Here is a 17,872-nt window from a genome sequence, read left to right as displayed (position 1 = left end):
CCGTGCTGCCGCACCAGCCACCACTTGCACCACACAGTGATCAACTATTACGCATCGTACTCAGCCAAGTTGGCTGATCCAATAGGACAACTCCGTAGTAAAACGGCATCACTTCAGAATCACTTCGGAACTGTTACCCACGGTTCATCGATCACGAGCGGAACAGTGGCCGCAGCCGGAACCGGCAGCCGGAACGCCCGATGCCCGAGGTGGGGCGGGGCCGGCAACGTACAAGCGGAACCCGTGCCGGGGCCGGTGGGTCCGGCATGCCGATGCCGGGCCCACACACCGTATTCACGCCACCCGCGCGCCACGGGGTGTGCTCAGGACGCCTCCTGCGCCGTGGCGAGGGTCTGCAGATAGCGCATGAGCGTCATCAGCACGTCCCGGCTGGAGCCGCGCAGACGTGCGTCGCAGGGGACGATCGGTACGTCCGCGGGCAGATCGAGCGCCGTGCGCAGGTCCTCGAGCGGGTAGCTCGGCGCCTCGGGGAAGGTGTTGACGGCGACCACGAAGGGCACCCCGCGTTCCTCGAGCCGGCCGATGACATCGAAGCTGACCTCGAGCCTGCGGGTGTCGACCAGCACCACGGCGCCCAGCGCGCCCTCGAACAGACCGCGCCACAGGAACCAGAAGCGCTCCTGACCCGGGGTGCCGAACAGGTAGAGCACCAGCTCCTCGTTGATGCTGATGCGGCCGAAGTCCATCGCCACGGTCGTCGAGGTCTTGCGCTCCACGCCCTGGGTGTCGTCGACACCGACCCCGGCCTGGGTCATCGTCTCCTCGGTGGTGAGCGGCCTGATCTCGCTCACCGAGCCGACCAGCGTCGTCTTGCCGACGCCGAAGCCGCCCACGATGACCACCTTGACCGCGGCGGTCGCCGTCTCGGGCAGCACGTCCTCGCTCCGCGGCCCCACGGCCTGCTCAGAGCTTTTGAAGTCCATCGATCACTGCCTCAATCAAAGCGCGGTCGGGGAGAAGAGCGGGCTGGACCGGTGCGCGGGCCAGCACCCGGTCCTCTGCCAGCAGGTCGCTGAGCAGCACGGTGACCACACTCACCGGGAGGCTCAGATATGCGGAGATCTCGGCCACCGACAGCGGCGCCTGACAGATCCCGATGATCGCGGCGTGCTCCGGCTGCATGCCGGGCTTGGGCCCCGACCTGGCCACGATCAGCGTGACCAGGTCGAGCGTTTTGGGTGTGGAGGAGCCGCTGCGGCCGCCGGTGATGACGTACAACCGCTCGGGGCTGCTCTCCTCCCAGTCCCCGCCCGCGTCGCTCACGCGGTCTGTCCATCGTGCCGCGGCGGCGTGCTCAGGTGCTCTCCGATCCGCAGCACGAGGTCCCGCATCCGCTGGCCCATCAGCCCTGCGTCGACTCCCTGGTCGGCGAGTACGGCGAGATACGCGCCCGAGCCCGCCGCCATCAGATAGAAGAAGCCACCGTCCATCTCGATGACGACCAGCCGCATCCGCCCGTCGCCGTGGGGGAGTTCGGAGGCCACCGCGGCCGCCAGGGACTGCAGCCCGGCGCAGGCTGCCGCCAGCCGGTCGGCGGTGTCGGTCTCCGCGCCGTACTGGGCCATGCGCAGACCGTCGGCGGACAGGACGACGACGTTTCTGGTCTGCGGGACGCCCTCCGCCAGGTCCTTGAGCATCCAGTCCATGTTGGTCTGGTTGGACTGCCGCTGAATCATGGCTGGTTGTTTCCCTTACTGGTCTGGGGGGTGTCACCGGACACGCCGCTCTGGAACGCGGCCAGCCACATCCCGGGCTGCACCGGGGGAGCGGATTCCGGCTCGGGCGCGGGGGCAGCGGCTGCAGCGGCGGGGGCGGGGGGCGGGGCGGTCACCCGGTTCTTGCGCCGCCGCTGCGGCAGACCGTTCGGGGTCCGCTCCGTCACCATCGGGGCGTCCTCCTCGGCCGACAGCTGGACCGTGGTGGGCCCGGTGACCGGCCTGGGCAGCCGCTCGTGGGTGTCGGAGCCGGCCGGGCGGGGGCCCGACGAGGTACCGATGCCGTGGGCGAGACCGGTGGCTGTGTTGGCCGCAGTGATCAGTTCCTGCGGGACGACGAGGACGGCACGCACACCGCCGTACGCCGACGAGCGCAGCGAGACCTGGAAGCCGTACGCCTGCGCCAGCCTGCCGACCACCGCGAGACCCAGGCGCGGCGTCTCGCCGAGGTCGTTGACGTCGATGCCCTGCTGGGCCTGGCGCAGCATGCGCTCGGCCCGCTTGCGGGCCTCCTCGCTCATGCTGACGCCGCCGTCCTCGATCTCGATCGCGATGCCCGACTGCACGTCGACGGCGGTCAGATGGACCTTGGTCTGCGGGGGTGAGTACCGGGTCGCGTTGTCGAGCAGCTCCGCGAGCGCGTGGATCAGTGGCTCGACGGCGGTGCCCACGACCGCGACCTCGGAGACCGAGTGCAGTTCGACGCGCTGGTAGTCGATGATCCGCGACATCGCACCGCGCATGACGCTGTAGAGCGGCACGGCCTTGCTCCACTGGCGGCCGGGCCGCGCACCGCCGAGTACGGCGATGGAGTCGGCGAGCCGGCCGATCAGCGCGGTGCCGTGGTCGATACGCAGCAGATCGCCGAAGACGTGCGGGGACTGACCGTGGCGGTCCTCCATCTCCCGCAGCTCCTGGGCCTGTTGGTGCACGATGGCCTGGACGCGGCGGGCGATGTTCACGAACGCCCGCTGGGCGGACTCGCGCAGGTCCTCCTCGGCGACGACCGCGTCGACGACCGATCGGAGCACCGCCTGGTGCGCGGCGGGCGCGTCCAGCGCGGCGATGACGTCCTCGGGGAACTCGCCCTTGCGCAGCTGCTCCACCACCTGGGGCAGCAACTCGGCGGCGAGGCGCGTGCTTTGGGCCGCCTGGCGGGCGAGCTCGGCCTCCTGTATCGCGAGCCGGCCCCGCAGTTCGGCCACCAGTCTGCCCCGGCGCACGACTTCCGCACAGGCGAGGGCCACCGTGACGACCGATGCGACCGAGACAATGACCACGGAGGTCCGAGCGGATTCGGAGGCCTGGGACACGGCCAGGACCGCGGCCGCGATCGTGGCGATGACAGGCAGCTGCCAGATCAGACCGGCCGGCGGCCGCGGACTTCCGGTCGACGTTCCCTGTCGAACCATCAGCATCCTCAGTATCGAACGAGAAAGATCATATGAATGAACGGGCGGGAGCATATCCCTGTTCTGTAACAGCAATTGACGGGGGGTCATGGCAGTGGCGCGTTGTGTATGGTCCAGACCATGAAAAAGCGTCCCGGACCGTACGGTCCGGGACGCCTCGAAGGAAACTGCCGGTGCTACTGTGCGGCGGCGTCCGCCGCCTGCGCCTTCAGCGCACGCTCGATGCCCGCGCGCGACTCCGAAACCAGCCTGCGCAGCGCCGCATTGGGCTGCGCCGATTCCAGCCAGGCATCGGTCGCGTCCAAGGTGTCCTGCGAGACCTGCAGTGACGGGTAGAGACCGACCGCGATCTGCTGGGCCATCTCATGGCTGCGCGACTCCCACACGTCCTTGACCGCGGCGAGGTACTTCTCCGTGTACGGGGCGAGCAGTTCGCGCTGGTCGGTCTGGACGAAGCCGGAGATCACCGCCTCCTGCAGGGCGTTGGGGAGCTTGTCGGACTCCACGACCGCGGCCCACGCCTCCGCCTTGGCCTCCGGAGTCGGCCGCGCCGCCCGCGCGGTCGCCGCGTGACGCTCGCCCGCGGCCGTCTTGTCCCGCTCGTACTCCGCGGAGATGTCCTCCTCGTCGAACACACCGACCGAGGCGAGGCGCTCCACGAACGCCCAGCGCAGCTCGGTGTCGACAGCCAGACCCTCGATGGTCTGCGCCCCGTCCAGCAGCGCCTCGAGCAGGTCCAGCTGCTGCGGGGTGCGCGCGGTCGTGGCGAACGCCCGCGCCCACGCCAGCTGGTGGTCGCTGCCCGGCTCGGCCGCCTGCAGATGCGCGAGCGTGGCGTCCGTCCACTGGGTCAGACCGGTCTCGCGCCACTGCGGCGCCGCGTACAGGTCGATCGCGAGCTTCACCTGGCGGTGGAGCGACTGGACCACGCCGATGTCGGACTCCTTGCCGATCCCGGACAGGACCAGCGCCAGATAGTCGCGGGCGGCGAGCTCGCCGTCGCGGGTCATGTCCCAGGCCGAGGCCCAGCACAGCGCCCGCGGGAGCGACTCGGCGAAGTCGCCCAGGTGCTCGGTGACCGTCTGCAGCGACGCCTCGTCGAGGCGGACCTTGGCGTACGTCAGGTCGTCGTCGTTGAGCAGCGCGACCGCGGGACGCGGCTTGCCCACCAGTTCCGGTACGCCAGTGAGTTCACCGTCGACGTCCAGTTCGACGCGCTCGGTGCGCACAAGCTTCCCGTTCTCGTCCAGGTTGTAGAAGCCGACCGCGATCCGGTGCGGCCGCAGCACCGGCTCACCCCTCGCGCCGGCCGGCAGCGGCGGGGCCTCCTGCTTGACCGCGAAGGAGGTGATCACACCGGACGCGTCGGTGTCGATCACCGGGCGCAGGATGTTGATGCCGGCGGTCTCCAGCCAGGCCTTCGACCAGGTCTTCAGATCCCGGCCGCTGGTCTCCTCCAGGGCGCCCAGCAGATCGGACAGGCGTGTGTTCTTGAAGGCGTGCGCCTTGAAGTACGCCTGTACGCCCCTGAAGAACTCATCCACCCCGACATACGCCACAAGCTGCTTGAGAACGGACGCGCCCTTGGCGTAGGTGATGCCGTCGAAGTTCACGAGAACGTCATCGAGGTCGCGAATTTCGGCCATGATCGGATGGGTCGACGGCAGCTGGTCCTGCCGGTACGCCCAGGTCTTCATGGAGTTCGCGAACGTGGTCCACGCGTGCGGCCACTTCGAGCCCGGCGCGTACGCCTGGCAGGCGATCGAGGTGTAGGTGGCGAACGACTCGTTCAGCCACAGGTCGTTCCACCACTCCATGGTGACAAGGTCGCCGAACCACATGTGGGCCAGCTCGTGCAGGATCGTCTCCGCCCGCACCTCGTACGCCGCGTCCGTCACCTTCGAGCGGAAGACGTACTGGTCGCGGATGGTCACCGCGGCCGCGTTCTCCATCGCGCCCGCGTTGAACTCCGGCACGAACAGCTGGTCGTACTTGGCGAACGGGTACGCGTAGTCGAACTTCTCCTGGAACCAGTCGAAGCCCTGGCGGGTGACCTCGAAGATCGCGTCCGCGTCCAGGAACTCGGCCAGCGAAGGACGGCAGTACACACCGAGCGGGACGGACTGCCCGTCCCTCTCGTAGCTGCTGTGCACCGCGTGGTACGGGCCGACGATCAGCGCGGTGATGTACGTGGAGATCCGCGGCGTCGGCTCGAAGTGCCAGACGTTGTCCTTGGGCTCCGGCGTCGGTGAGTTCGAGATCACCGTCCAGCCCTCGGGGGCCTTCACGGTGAACCGGAACGTGGCCTTGAGATCGGGCTGCTCGAACGAGGCGAAGACCCGGCGCGCGTCCGGCACCTCGAACTGCGTGTAGAGGTACGCCTGCTGGTCCACCGGGTCCACAAAGCGGTGCAGACCCTCACCGGTGTTGGTGTACGCGCAGTCCGCGACCACCGTCAGCTCGTTGTCGCCCTCGTGCAGATGCGCCAGCGCGATCCGCGAGTCGCGGAAGACCGCGGCGACGTCCAGCGACTTGCCGTTCAGCACGACCTCGTGCACCGCCGGCGCCACCAGGTCGATGAACGTCTCGGCGCCCGCCTCGGCGGACGAGAAGCGCACCGTGGTCACGGACCGGTAGGTCCCGCCCTCCTGCGCCCCGGAGAGATCGAGGTCGATCTCGTACGAGTCAACGGTGAGCAGGCGCGCCCGCGCTTGCGCCTCTTCACGGGTCAGGTTTGTGCCAGGCACCCGGTCATCTCCTCGGTATGTGATGTTTCAGGTCATCCTTCCACGGGCCGGCCCTGGTCCGCCCGGGAGAATCGTCCGCTACCGTCGCCGCACGGCGACCGGGACGAGGGGGAGCGGGCATGAGTGCCGACATCGTGATCGCGGGCGCCGGGATCGGCGGGCTGACCTGCGCCCTGACCCTGCACGAGGCCGGGTTCCGGCCCCGGATCGTCGAAGCCGCGCGGCAGCTGCGTCCCATCGGAGTGGGAATCAATCTGCTGCCGCACGCCGTGGCCGAGCTGACCGCGCTGGGCCTCGGGGACGCTCTCGCCGAAGTCGCCGTGCCCACTGCCGAGATGGCCCACTTCGACCGGCACGGCAACCGCATCTGGGCCGAGCCGCGCGGCCTGGCAGCCGGCCATGAATGGCCTCAGTACTCACTGCACCGCGGCGAGCTCCAGCAGATCCTGCACGACGCGGTACGCGACCGGCTCGGGCCGGACGCGGTGCGCACCGGGACGGCGCTTTCGTCCCTCGCCCACGACGGGGACCCGCTGCGGATCACCCTGCGCTCCTCGGCGACCGGTGCCCGCACCACCGAGTACGCCGACGTGCTGATCGGGGCCGACGGACTGCACTCCGCGGTCCGCGCGCTGCTGCACCCCGGCGAACAGCCACTGCCGCTGTGGAACGGCATCCGGATGTGGCGCGGCACCGCCGTCGGCAAGCCGTTCCTGGACGGGCGCACCATGGTCATCGCCGGCAGCAACGCGACCGCCAAGCTGGTCGTCTACCCGATCTCGCGCCGCGCCGAGCGCCGCGGCGATGCCCTGTTGAACTGGGTCGCCGAGGTCCGCGTCGGCGACCCGGGCCCGGTCGAGGGCGCCGCCTGGAACCGCACCGGACGCCTCGACGACGTGCTCGCCCACTTCACCGACTGGCGGCTGGACCGTCTCGGCCTGGACGTGCCGGCGCTGATGGCTGCCACCGGTGAGATCCTCGAGTACCCCATGGTCGACCGGGAACCGCTGGAGCGCTGGGGCAGCGGGCGGGTGACGCTGCTCGGCGACGCGGCGCATCCCATGTATCCGATCGGCTCGAACGGCGGCTCACAGGCGATCCTCGACGCCCGGGCACTGGCCCGCGCTCTCACCGCGTCCCACTCGCTCCCCGCCGGTCTGCGCGCGTACGAGCAGGAGCGCACGGACCCCGTGAACGCCCTGGTCCTCGCCATGCGCGACATGCCCGCCGACCGGCTGCTGCAGGCAGTCGCACAGCGCGCCCCGGACGGCTTCGAGCGGGCGGAGGATGTGCTCACCACCGAGGAGCTGGACTCGATCGACGCGGCATACCGCAGGACATCGGGGCGGTAGCCGTCCCGAAGCAAAGGGGGCGGGCGCCGTGCCGGCGCCCGCCCCCCTCGTACTCGCCGTGTCAGCCGCGCAGCTCCTCCGCGACCAGCTCCGCGATCTGTACCGCGTTCAGCGCCGCGCCCTTGCGCAGATTGTCGTTGGAGAGGAACAGCGCGAGGCCGTTGTCGACGGTCTCGTCCACACGGATACGGCCCACGTACGAGGCGTCCTTGCCGGCCGCCTGGAGCGGGGTCGGGATCTCGGAGAGCTCCACGCCCTCCGCGCCCTTCAGCAGCTCGTAGGCGCGCTCCACGCTGATCGGACGCTCGAATCGGGCGTTGACCTGGAGGGAGTGGCCGGAGAAGACCGGGACACGGACACAGGTGCCGGAGACCTTGAGCCCGGGGATCTCCAGGATCTTGCGGGACTCGTTGCGGAGCTTTTGCTCCTCGTCCGTCTCGAAGGAGCCGTCGTCGACGATCGATCCCGCCAGCGGGACCACGTTGAAGGCGATGGGGCGCTTGTAGACACCCGGCTCCGGGAACTCCACGGCCTCGCCGTCGAACGCGAGCTGGTCGGCCTTCTCGGCCACGGCGCACGCCTGTGTGCGCAGCTCGGCGACGCCCGCGACGCCCGAGCCGGACACGGCCTGGTAGGTCGTGGCGACGAGCGCCTCGAGGCCCGCCTCCTGGTGGAGGGGCTTGAGGACCGGCATCGCGGCCATCGTGGTGCAGTTCGGGTTGGCGATGATGCCCTTGGGGCGGTCCTTGACCGCGTGTGGATTGACCTCGGAGACCACGAGCGGAACCTCGGGGTCACGGCGCCAGGCGGAGGAGTTGTCGATCACGACGGCGCCCTGGGAGGCCACCTTCTCGGCGAGCGCCTTGGAAGTGGCGCCGCCGGCCGAGAAGAGCACGATGTCCAGGCCGGAATAGTCGGCCGTGGAAGCGTCCTCGACGGTGATGTCCCGGCCCTGCCACTCGATCGTGGAGCCCGCGGACCGGGCGGAGGCGAACAACCGCAGCTCGTCGGCCGGGAACTTGCGCTCGGCGAGGATCTTGCGCATGACCGTGCCGACCTGCCCGGTGGCTCCGACGATTCCGACCTTCACGGGACTCCTCCGTACGTTTGTGCAGCCTGTGTGGCCTGGGTGTCTTCCATGATGCGTATGTCCCTGGCCACCTTGTCCAATCCATTGTCCGAGGAGCGGGACACATGCTCCTTCTCACACGCGAAGAGCGGGCGCCCCATGGACGCCCGCCCTCCGAGTGCAGTCGGTCACACCGTTACGGCGTGACCTTCTCGATCACGACGCTGCCGGTGCCCGCGGCGGTTCCGCGCGCGTTCAGCAGCTGCACCTCGCCGAAGAACTGCCGGCCCTCGGGCGCCGCGCTGCCCACCAGGACCTCCGCGCCGACCTGCGCCGACGCACCGTTGGCCAGCTTCACGGTCTGGGCCTCGTCGACCTTGACGGTGCCGAGGGAGGGCGAGAAGTAGACGTCCCGGTAGTTGTACTCGGTGCTGCCCGCCGGGACCGCGTAGCCGACGACCTTGATGGTGTAGGTGCCGGCGGCCGGCTTGGTGAGGCTCACGGCCTCCTCCGAGTCGCCGTCCGCGGACTGGCCGACGCGGGTCGCGCCGTTCCAGACCTCGAGGTCGAGGTCGGCCGCGGCGTCGGAGACACCGCCGATGGCGACGTCGAGACGCTCCACACCCTCACCGACGGTGACCGTGGTCTCGAGGGTCTCGCCCTCCTTGATGACCGGACGGGCCACCTTCGCCGAGCCGAGCGAGCCGCCCTTCAGCTTGCCGTCGATGGCGGCGAAGCCGTTGGAGACCTTCCAGTCGACCTGGGCCGGGGTGCCGACCTTGGCCTCGGGGATCGTCTTCACGGCCGGGTCGAACGCCGCACCGAGGACGGTGACGTCCAGCTTGTACGGGTTGTCCAGCAGCGGGGACGTACGACGGGACTCGACCTCGATCTCCCAGACACCCGGCTGCGGGTCGGCGTACGACCGCAGGTCGGGACGGCAGGTGTTGGCCGGGTTGTCGTAGTTGGGGTAGCAGTTGACCGTCGCGCTGTCCTCGACGCCCACTCCGTACGGGTGGATCGAGATGAACCGGGTCTGGCTCTTGTCCTTCAGACCGCCGAGCGCGACCTCAAGGGTCTTGGCGCCCTCGGGAACGGTCACGAAGTACGACTTGTGGCTGTTGCGCTGCACCGAGCCGGACGCCGAGAACGAGTACGCCGGCTTGGCCAGCTGATCCGATGCGACCACGGTGGCCAGGATCTGCTTGTCCACTCCCTCGGTGCGGACGTCGTCCACCTCGAGGATGGCGCTGTGCGCACCCTTGGTGCGAGCCTTCGCGTCGACCTTCACGGTGACCGGCTTGTTCAGCGGCAGCACCACGGAGCCGGAGCCCGGCAGGTCGAAGGTGCCGTCGTTGTACTTCCAGTCCAGCTCGTGCCGGATCGGACGGTCCGGGCCGGTGGTCCGGGTGATGGTGACGTCGTACGACTTCTTCTGGCCGGCCTTCAGGCCGCCCTCACGGTCGTACAGTCCGGTGCCGAAGCCCGGAGTCTTCAGGAACTGGTCGATCGCGGTGTCGACCGGAGCCTTCACGGCGTACTCGTGGGCGGTGGCGCGGTCCTTGATCGCGTCCCAGGCGTCCACGATGTCGATCAGGCCGGAGCCCTGCTCGTGCGCGGCGACACCCTTGATCTTGTTCGCCGTGCTGGTGAGCGCGGTGCGCAGGTTCGCCGGGGTGAGGTCGATCTTCCTCTGCTTGGCGGCGGAGATCAGCAGCGCGCTTGCGCCGGCGGCCTGCGGCGAGGACATCGAGGTGCCCTGCAGCATGCCGTAGCCGGCGGGGAGCTGGTAGCCGGACTCCTTCACCGGCGCACCGGGCAGCCAGGTCTGGATGGTGTTGACGGAGGCGCCGGGGGCGGTGATCGTCGGGGTGAAGCCGCCGTCCTCACGCGGGCCGCGCGAGGAGAAGGGGAACATGGCGTACTTCTTCTCCACGGCCGAGCCGTAGTTGGAGGCCCAGGTCTCCTTGGAGATCGCGGCACCGACGGAGAGCACCTTGTCGGCCAGACCGGGGTCGCCGATGGTGTTGGTGCCCGGGCCCTCGTTGCCGGCCGAGATGACCAGCTGGACGCCGTACTCGTCGATCAGACGCGTGTAGAGCTCGGCGCGGGCGTTGTTGCCGTCGTTCAGCGCCGGCAGGCCGCCGATGGACATGTTGACGATGTCCACACCGCGGTTGATGACCAGGTCGGCCATGCCCTCGGTGAGCGCCACGTTGGTGCAGCCGCCGCTCCAGGAGCAGGCGCGCGAGGAGACGAGCTTGGCGCCGGGTGCCGCACCGTTCATCCGTCCGCCGAACAGACCGTTGGCGGCGGTGATACCCGCGACGTGGGTGCCGTGCTCGGACTCGATGATGCCGACGTTGACGAAGTCGGCCTTCTTGCCGACCCAGTCACCGCCCAGCGGGTCCATCGGGACGTCCTTGCGGATCTCGATCACGAACGGGATCCGCTCGGCGACCTCGGTCGCCGGGTTGTCCGTGCCGAACCAGCCGATCTGGTAGCCGTCCTTGTACGGCTTCATCGGCTCGTTGTCGGTGAAGTCGCCGTCCTGGTCGGTGTCGACGCGGACGGTGCCCGCGGCCGGGTCGTAGAGCAGGCCGAACCGGTCGCTGGTGTCGCCGTCGCGGTTGACGTCCCCCTTCATGTCACCGTTGGCCGTGATCGACTCGGTGAACCGGCTGAACTGGTACGAACCCGCCGGGGCCTTCCAGGTGCTGCCGGCACTGGTGAACACCGGACCGTCGACGGGCGTGATCTGGGCGCGCCAGGTGCCGTCGCTGTCGGTGATCGGGTCGGTGGCGGTCACCCAGTCGGTGATCTTGCGCTCGCCGGTCGTGGTCTTCTGCAGCGCCGGGTGACCGAGGTCGACGCCCGAGTCCATGATGCCGATGGTCACGCCGCGGCCGTCGTACTTCGGGTGGTCCTGGACGAACTCCACCGCGCCCGTCTCGAACGACGGGTTGTAGGGGTTCTTCGCGGGCGTGCCCTTGTCCGGCGCCTGGTAGTTGCCCGCGGTCGGGGCCGTGGCCGCGCCCCTGCTGCGGTCAGCGGCCGGGGTGGGGTCGTCCAGCTCGACCTCGTGCTTGAGGTCGATGCCGTGGACGCTGGAGAGCTTGGTGGCCGCCTTGATGGCGGCGTCCGCCTTGCCGGTCGGCAGAGTGGCCCGTACGTAGCCGAGCTTGTCGATGGTCTTGCCGACCGACGCGCCCGGTACGGCGTCGAGCTGGTCGGCGACCTGCTCGGTCCGCCCGGGTGCGGTGGCGACCATCACGGTCACGCTCTTCTGGCCCTTGGCCTCGGCCTGGGCGAGCAGATCGGCGTCCGCCGAACCGAGCTTGTCGGAGGCGGAGCCCTTGACGGGGGCGGAGCCGACGGGGTCGTCGGCGGTGCCCGCCGAGAACGCCGGCACCGCGCCGGCGGCGACCAGCGCGGCCACGAGGCCGGCGGCGGCTGCCACACGGGCCGCGCGTCTCGGCCCTGTTATGGAGCTCTGGGACTGGGGGGTCATCAGCATCCCTGTTTGTGAAAGAGAGGGTCCGGATTTCGGTACCGGATGACCGCTCACCCTTTCGCAAATGACAGGGGTTTGTGGAGAGTTGCCGGGGGCGGGATGCGGCCATGGCGGACATCCGCCACTGCGGAGTATGCGCCACGACGGTCAAATGGGGATGAATCGCCACGCGGGAGCGAGGGAAGGAGCGCCGGAAGCGGACCGTCAGCTTTCGCGGGTCTTGGCGTAATGCCGGGACGCCTTTGTGCGGTTGCCGCACAGGGCCATGGAGCACCAGCGGCGGGTGCCGCTCCGTGAGGTGTCGAAGAAGTGCAGGACACATGCCTCGTGCGCGCAGGCGCGGATCCGGTCGGGCGCGGTGCGCAGCAGGGCCAGATGGCCGTGCGCCGCGGTCCAGGCCGGCCCCCAGGCCGGATCGGCGAACTCCGCCTCCTCGCCCGGCCCCTGGGAGGTGAGTGTGGCGCGAATCCGCCCGTGGGCGAGCACCTCGTCCACACGGGCGGCCGCCGCGGCGGCGCTGTCCGTGCCGTCGGCGAGCGCGACGAGGGCGTCGCGGGCGGCCCGGGTGTGCATCAGGGTGGCCCCGTCGGCGGTGAACCGGTCCGCGAGCCCGTTGCCCTCCAGCCAGATCCGCAGCCCGTCGGCATCGGCGAGCAGATCCCGCGGTTCGCCTTCGTGGATCCAGCGGGTGTTGAGCAGGTCGAGCGAGATCGGCTCGCCGATGAGTGGGCGGGGATCGGCGACGGGCATTCCGGGTTCCTTCCTGCGCCCCTTGGGCGTCAACCGCTCAAGGGTGCGTGACTGGTTGGCTCGCGCCACGGGAGCGCATGCCGCGCGGGGCCGCCGCAGACCGGTGACCGGGACCGGGCGGGTCGTACGCCTCGTTGCGTAGCCTCTGTGGATGAACAAGGAGTTGAGGGTCGCGGCCTACGCGGTGTGCATCCGGGAGGAACAGGTCCTGCTGGCCCGTTTCGTGGCGGGCGACGGCACCAGGAGATGGACACTGCCCGGCGGAGGCATGGACCACGGGGAGGATCCCCTGGACACCGTGGTGCGTGAGGTCGAGGAGGAGACCGGGTACGCGGCGGAGATGACCGCGCTGCTCGGACTGGACTCGGTCCGCCGCCGCTATCCGCGCAGGCTCGGCGCGTTCGCGGACTTCCAGGGGCTGCGGATCGTGTACGAGGGCCGGATCACGGGCGGCTCGCTGCGGCACGAGACGAACGGGTCGACCGACCTCGCGGCCTGGTACCCGCTGACGGCGGTGCCGGGTCTCGACCGGGTCGAACTGGTGGACATCGGGCTGGAGCTGTATCGCTCCAGACCCCCGGTCGGCCGGGCCGCTCAGCGCGGCAGCACCACCACATAGGCGGCGGGATCGCGGTCCGCGGCGGCCATCAGGGCCGTGCGGACCACGACCGCCTGTTGCTGGGGCGAGTCCCGCAGTTTGCCCGGAGTGATGTGGACGACGGTGATGCCGAGGCGCTCCAGGTGCTCCCGCCTGCGGCCGTACTCCGACGACAGGGCGTCCTCGTCCTGGCGGGGCGCGCGGGTGTCCAGCTCGATGGCGACAGCCTGCTCGGGCCAGTACGCGTCCACCCCGCCGAGGTCGGGGCCGCCGGGAAGCCGCAGATCCACGTTCCACAGCGGCTCGGGGAGTCGGCTGTCGCGCACCAGGTCGTACAGCCGCCGCTCGGACAGGGCCCGCCCTTCGCACAGCAGCGTGTCGACGGCCTCCACGACAGCCGGGACAGCGAGCAGCCGGGCCTCGTTCAACTCCCGTACGACGGCCGCGGGCTCGCAGTACCTGCCGCGCACGGCCTCGGTGAGCACCAGGCGGATGGTCTCGACGTCGCCGAGCTGTGCGACGGTATCCGCGACGGCGCGGGCCACCGGGGCGACGGGCAGTCCGGTGATCTCCAGCGGCCCCGGCAACTCCTGCGCCCGCACCAGCCGGACACACCCGGCCGACCGAAGCCGCCGGGCACGCGACACGAGTACGTCGATCTTCTCGAGCGACCGCAGCGGCGGCGCGGCCGAGAACCCGTACAGGACGAGCGCGGCCATGCCGGTGATCATGGCCTCACCGGTCCGGTGCCGCCCGGCGTACAGCAGCGCCCCGTGGAGCCGCTCTTCACTGGTCGGCGTCCCGGGCCGCAGGAGATACACGCCGGGCAGCATCAACTGCCAGGCCCCGCCGGCCCGGCACTGCTCGGCGATCCGTGCGGGCGCAACCCCGTGCGCCCGCAACTGCGCGGTGGACATCACCCGCGGCCGCACCGTGGAGAGGTGGCTGAGGGGAAGGGGGGAGAGGGGAGTGTTGTGCTGCGTCATGCGGGGGAAATGCCCGCATGGACCGAGTCCGCTAACCGCTGTTACAAGCCCGTCGACATTCCGGGACAACCTCGTCCTAAAGTACGCGCGTTCGACTGCCGATCAGGATCGCTGCGCCATTCGACTGACATGGGGAAACAGGGTGCTCGGCGGGGGCAGCAGCGTCGCCCGTCCCGCCGGGCCGAGGCGGCGGGGCCGGGAAGCCCCCGACCCCGCCACCGGCCGTCAGACCGACGCGCCCGCGTCACACGCCTGCGCCCGCAGCGCCCTCGCCAGGTCGTCACGGGACTCGAGGACCAGGCGGCGCAGGGCCGGAGCCGCCGAAGCGTGCGCCGTGAGCCACTGGTCCGTGGCCGCCAGTGTCGCCTCGTCGTCCTGGAGCGACGGGTACAGCCCCCGCACCACATCCATGCCGATCTGGATCGACCGCTTCGACCACACCCGTTCGATCGCCTCGAAGTACCTCGGCGTGAACGGCGCCAGCAGCGCGCGCTGCCCCGGCTGGGAGAACCCGGCGATCGTCGCCTCCGCCAGCGCGTTGGACAGCGCGTCCGACTCCACGACCGCCGCCCACGCCTGGTCCTTGACCGCCGCCGACGGGCGCGCCGCCAGGCAGCGCACCTCGTGCCGCTTGCCCGAGGCCGTGTCGTCGCGGGCCAGTTCCGCCGCGATCGCGGCCTCGTCCGCAGCCCCGTGCGCGACCAGCGGCCCAAGGAACGCCCAGCGCAGCTCCTGGTCCACGTCCAAGCCGTCGATCTTCGCCGTACCGTCCAGCAGCCCGGTCAGGAGCTGGAGATCCGCGTCGCTCGAGGCGACCGACGCGAAGAACCGCGCCCAGGCCAACTGGTGCTGGCTGCCGGGGGCGGCCAGCCGCAGCTCCCGCAGTGCGCCTTCCGCGAGCAGCCGTCCGCCCTCCTCGCGCCACGCGGGTGCCGCGTAGTGCTCGAGCGCCGCCCGGGTCCAGGCATGCAGCATCTGCAGCACGCCGATGTCGGACTCCCGCCCGGCGAACTTCAGCACCAGGTCGATGAAGTCACGCGTCGGCATGAGCGCGTCCCGCGTCAGGTTCCACAGGGCCGACCAGCACAGGGCCCTGGCCAGCGGGTCGGCGATGTCGCCCAGGCGCGTGCGCAGCGTCTCCAGCGACCGCTCGTCGAAGCGGAGCTTGCAGTACGTCAGATCGTCGTCGTTCACCAGGACGAGCTCCGGCCGCTGCGCGCCCGCCGGCTCGGAGACGACCGTCCGCGCCCCGGCCACGTCCACCTCGGCGCGCGCGTACCGCACGAGCTCCGTGCCCTCGGTCCGGTACAGGCCGACCGCCACCCGGTGCGGTCGGAGCTCCTCGCCGTCCTGGACCACCGCGAGCTCGGTGATCCGGTCCCCGGCGTCGTAGGTGATCTGCGGGGTGAGCGAGTTGACCCCGGACGTCTGAAGCCACGACCGCGACCACGCCGTCATGTCCCGGCCCGAGGTCTCCTCCAGCACGGACAGTAGATCGCCCAGCCGCGTGTTCCCGTACGCGTGCCGCTTGAAGTAGCGCCGGGAGCCCTCCAGGAACGCGTCCCGTCCCACGTAGGCCACCAGCTGCTTCAGCACCGACGCGCCCTTGGCGTAGGTGATCCCGTCGAAGTTGAGCTTGGCGTCCTCCAGGTCACGGATGTCGGCCGTGATCGGGTGGGTGGAGGGCAGCTGGTCGGCCCGGTACGCCCAGGCCTTGCGGTTGTTGGCGAAGGTCACCCACCCGTTGGTGAAGCGGGTCGCCTCCACCATCGAGAACGAGCCCATGAAGTCCGCGAACGACTCCTTCAGCCACAGGTCGTCCCACCACTGCATGGTGACCAGGTCGCCGAACCACATGTGCGCCATCTCGTGCAGGACGACGTTCGCCCGGTGCTCGTACGAGGCCTGTGTGACCTTCCCACGGAAGATGTACTCCTCGCGGAAGGTGACCATGCCCGGGTTCTCCATCGCGCCGAGGTTGTACTCGGGCACGAACGCCTGGTCGTACTTGCCGAACGGGTACGGGTAGTCGAAGTTGTCGTGGAAGAAGTCGAGGCCCTGCTTGGTGACGAGGAAGATGTCGTCCGCGTCGAAGTGCTTCGCCAGCCCCTTGCGGCACATCGCGCCGAGCGGGATCTCCAGCTCGGTTCCGGAGCCGGAGGCGCCGCCCCCGTCGACGGTGCGCCGGTAGGTGTCGGTCACGTAGTGGTACGGGCCCGCCACCACACAGGTGATGTACGTGGAGATCGGCGCGGTCCGCGCGAATCGCCACACCCCGCCCTCCCGGGACTCCTCGGCGCCGTTGCTCCACACCGTCCAGCCGTCGGGTGCTGTCACCTCGAAGCGGAACGGTGCCTTGAGGTCGGGCTGTTCGAACGTGACGAAGACCCGGCGGGCGTCGGCCGGCTCGTACTGCGTGTACAGGTAGACCTCGCCGTCCTCCGGGTCGACGAACCGGTGCAGGCCCTCGCCGGTGCGGCTGTACGCGCACTGTGCTTCCACGGCCAGCACGTTCTCGGCCGCGAGGCCGTCCAGCCTGATCCGCGAACCGTCGAAGACCGTGTCGGGGTCCAACTTCTGACCGTTGAGTGTGATCCCGGTCACGGCGGGCGCGATCAGATCCGCGAACGTCGACGCCCCCGGCTCCACGGCACGGAACCGGATCGTGGTCACCGACCGGAAGGTGCGCGGCCCGGAGCCCTCCGGGGTCTCCCCGACCGCGGAGCGCACATCGAGGGCGACTTCGTACCCGTCGACGGACAGCAGCTCGGCCCGGGTGCGGGCCTCGTCGCGGGACAGATTCTCACCGGGCACAAGCACTCCTTCGGTGTCTCGTTCGACAGGGGAGATCCTCCCACGGGAATCGATCGGGCGATCGGTGGTGTTGCCGGTGCGAGGCAGGCAGAATGCCGTGGCCAAGGTGAGGAGAGACATGTCGGAGAACGGCAAGACCCCGGTCGACTTCTGGTTCGACCCGCTGTGCCCGTGGGCGTGGATGACCTCCCGCTGGATGCTCGAGGTCGAGAAGGTGCGTGACGTCGAGGTCCGCTGGCATGTGATGAGCCTTGCCGTGCTGAACGAGGACAAGCTGGACGAGCTGCCGGATTCCTACCGCGAGATGCTCTCGACCCAGGCCTGGGGTCCGGTCCGGGTCGCGGTCGCCGCCCAGCAGGAGCACGGCGACGAGGTGCTCGGCAAGCTCTACACCGCGCTCGGCACCCGATTCCACAACGAGGGTCAGGGGCCGGTCCGTGACGCGGTCGTTGCCGCCCTGGAGGAGACCGGCCTGCCTGTCTCGCTCGCGGACTACGCGGACAAGGAGACCTACGACGCCGAACTGCGCGCCTCCCACAAGGAAGGCATCGAGAAGGTCGGCCAGGAGGTCGGCACCCCGGTCATCGCGGTGCCCGGCTCGGACGGCGAGCAGATCGCCTTCTTCGGCCCGGTCGTCACCCCGGCCCCCAAGGGCGAGGACGCGGCCAGGCTGTGGGACGGCACGCTGATGGTCGCCTCGATACCGGGCTTCTACGAGATCAAGCGCACCCGGACACAGGGCCCCATCTTCGACTGACCGACCGACTGGCCGCGCACCGCAACGATCAATGGAGCGACCCCGGCGGTGAGCGGCCACGTCCACGAGAGCGGCGCCGGTTCAGGTGCACAAAGGGGACGGCCCCCGCGAGTCATGTCCTCGCGGGGGCCGTCCTT

General features: G+C 70.0%; 13 protein-coding genes. 3 read left to right on the top strand and 10 right to left on the bottom strand.

Annotated elements, in window-relative coordinates; translation table 11 throughout:
• Positions 1-323 precede the first annotated feature (323 nt).
• From ACFYWI_RS20225 to pepN (ACFYWI_RS20205), 5 genes are all read right to left on the bottom strand, one after another.
• Positions 324-944, bottom strand: coding sequence for an ATP/GTP-binding protein (locus ACFYWI_RS20225; RefSeq protein ID WP_389233962.1), 621 nt, complete (start codon positions 942-944; stop codon positions 324-326).
• Entirely contained in the window at positions 925-1,284 is a 360-nt protein-coding gene (locus tag ACFYWI_RS20220) for a DUF742 domain-containing protein (protein WP_389233959.1), read from the bottom strand. Before ACFYWI_RS20220 ends, ACFYWI_RS20225 begins: the two co-directional genes overlap by 20 nt.
• Entirely contained in the window at positions 1,281-1,697 is a 417-nt protein-coding gene (locus ACFYWI_RS20215) for a roadblock/LC7 domain-containing protein (protein ID WP_389233956.1), read from the bottom strand. Before ACFYWI_RS20215 ends, ACFYWI_RS20220 begins: the two co-directional genes overlap by 4 nt.
• A complete protein-coding gene (locus tag ACFYWI_RS20210) occupies positions 1,694-3,148 on the bottom strand; it encodes a sensor histidine kinase (RefSeq protein WP_389233953.1) in 1,455 nt (484 codons plus the stop codon). The genes ACFYWI_RS20215 and ACFYWI_RS20210 overlap by 4 nt, the downstream gene beginning before the upstream one ends.
• Before the next feature lie 176 nt (positions 3,149-3,324).
• Positions 3,325-5,895 carry an aminopeptidase N gene (gene pepN / locus ACFYWI_RS20205; protein WP_389233950.1) on the bottom strand — a complete coding sequence of 857 codons (2,571 nt, stop codon included), beginning with the start codon at positions 5,893-5,895 and terminating at the stop codon, positions 3,325-3,327.
• Positions 5,896-6,014: 119 nt separating this feature from the next.
• Between pepN (ACFYWI_RS20205) and ACFYWI_RS20200 the strand changes: the two genes are divergently transcribed.
• Positions 6,015-7,247, top strand: coding sequence for a flavin-dependent oxidoreductase (locus ACFYWI_RS20200; protein WP_389233947.1), 1,233 nt, complete (start codon positions 6,015-6,017; stop codon positions 7,245-7,247).
• A 61-nt stretch (positions 7,248-7,308) separates the two neighbouring features.
• Here ACFYWI_RS20200 and ACFYWI_RS20195 read toward each other — a convergent pair whose 3' ends face one another.
• The 3 genes from ACFYWI_RS20195 to ACFYWI_RS20185 form a co-directional block, all read right to left on the bottom strand.
• Positions 7,309-8,337 carry an aspartate-semialdehyde dehydrogenase gene (locus ACFYWI_RS20195; protein ID WP_389233944.1) on the bottom strand — a complete coding sequence of 343 codons (1,029 nt, stop codon included), beginning with the start codon at positions 8,335-8,337 and terminating at the stop codon, positions 7,309-7,311.
• Between the two features lie 175 nt (positions 8,338-8,512).
• Positions 8,513-11,827: a S8 family serine peptidase gene (locus tag ACFYWI_RS20190; protein ID WP_389234137.1), complete on the bottom strand. Its 3,315-nt coding sequence runs from the start codon at positions 11,825-11,827 to the stop codon at positions 8,513-8,515.
• Positions 11,828-12,034: 207 nt separating this feature from the next.
• Positions 12,035-12,580, bottom strand: coding sequence for a CGNR zinc finger domain-containing protein (locus ACFYWI_RS20185; RefSeq protein WP_389233941.1), 546 nt, complete (start codon positions 12,578-12,580; stop codon positions 12,035-12,037).
• Between the two features lie 151 nt (positions 12,581-12,731).
• Between ACFYWI_RS20185 and ACFYWI_RS20180 the strand changes: the two genes are divergently transcribed.
• Positions 12,732-13,199 (top strand): NUDIX hydrolase, encoded by a 468-nt coding sequence (locus tag ACFYWI_RS20180; protein WP_389233938.1) that lies wholly within the window; start codon positions 12,732-12,734, stop codon positions 13,197-13,199.
• Here ACFYWI_RS20180 and ACFYWI_RS20175 read toward each other — a convergent pair.
• Entirely contained in the window at positions 13,175-14,164 is a 990-nt protein-coding gene (locus ACFYWI_RS20175; RefSeq protein ID WP_389233934.1) for a hypothetical protein, read from the bottom strand. The two genes, ACFYWI_RS20180 and ACFYWI_RS20175, sit on opposite strands and share 25 nt — an antisense overlap.
• Positions 14,165-14,389: 225 nt before the next feature.
• Positions 14,390-16,978, bottom strand: a complete 2,589-nt coding sequence (gene pepN / locus ACFYWI_RS20170; RefSeq protein WP_389233931.1) for an aminopeptidase N — start codon at positions 16,976-16,978, stop codon at positions 14,390-14,392.
• Positions 16,979-17,096: 118 nt separating this feature from the next.
• Between pepN (ACFYWI_RS20170) and ACFYWI_RS20165 the strand changes: the two genes are divergently transcribed.
• On the top strand, positions 17,097-17,735 hold the full coding sequence (locus tag ACFYWI_RS20165; RefSeq protein ID WP_389233928.1) for a DsbA family protein: 639 nt from the start codon (positions 17,097-17,099) through the stop codon (positions 17,733-17,735).
• Positions 17,736-17,872: the final 137 nt, after the last annotated feature.

Origin of the sequence: Streptomyces sp. NPDC002889 (assembly GCF_042888425.1) — a bacterium.
Taxonomy (GTDB): domain Bacteria; phylum Actinomycetota; class Actinomycetes; order Streptomycetales; family Streptomycetaceae; genus Streptomyces.
This window is presented reverse-complemented; position numbering and strand designations above follow the sequence as displayed.

Bases quoted from the DNA above. Each gene is read 5' to 3' on its own strand.
- ACFYWI_RS20175 (WP_389233934.1), bottom strand. From the start codon at position 14,164: ATGACGCAGCACAACACTCCCCTCTCCCCCCTTCCCCTCAGCCACCTC.
- ACFYWI_RS20190 (WP_389234137.1), bottom strand. From the start codon at position 11,827: ATGACCCCCCAGTCCCAGAGCTCCATAACAGGGCCGAGACGCGCGGCC.
- ACFYWI_RS20210 (WP_389233953.1), bottom strand. From the start codon at position 3,148: ATGGTTCGACAGGGAACGTCGACCGGAAGTCCGCGGCCGCCGGCCGGT.
- ACFYWI_RS20185 (WP_389233941.1), bottom strand. From the start codon at position 12,580: ATGCCCGTCGCCGATCCCCGCCCACTCATCGGCGAGCCGATCTCGCTC.
- ACFYWI_RS20165 (WP_389233928.1), top strand. From the start codon at position 17,097: ATGTCGGAGAACGGCAAGACCCCGGTCGACTTCTGGTTCGACCCGCTG.
- ACFYWI_RS20225 (WP_389233962.1), bottom strand. From the start codon at position 944: ATGGACTTCAAAAGCTCTGAGCAGGCCGTGGGGCCGCGGAGCGAGGAC.
- ACFYWI_RS20200 (WP_389233947.1), top strand. From the start codon at position 6,015: ATGAGTGCCGACATCGTGATCGCGGGCGCCGGGATCGGCGGGCTGACC.
- ACFYWI_RS20215 (WP_389233956.1), bottom strand. From the start codon at position 1,697: ATGATTCAGCGGCAGTCCAACCAGACCAACATGGACTGGATGCTCAAG.
- ACFYWI_RS20180 (WP_389233938.1), top strand. From the start codon at position 12,732: ATGAACAAGGAGTTGAGGGTCGCGGCCTACGCGGTGTGCATCCGGGAG.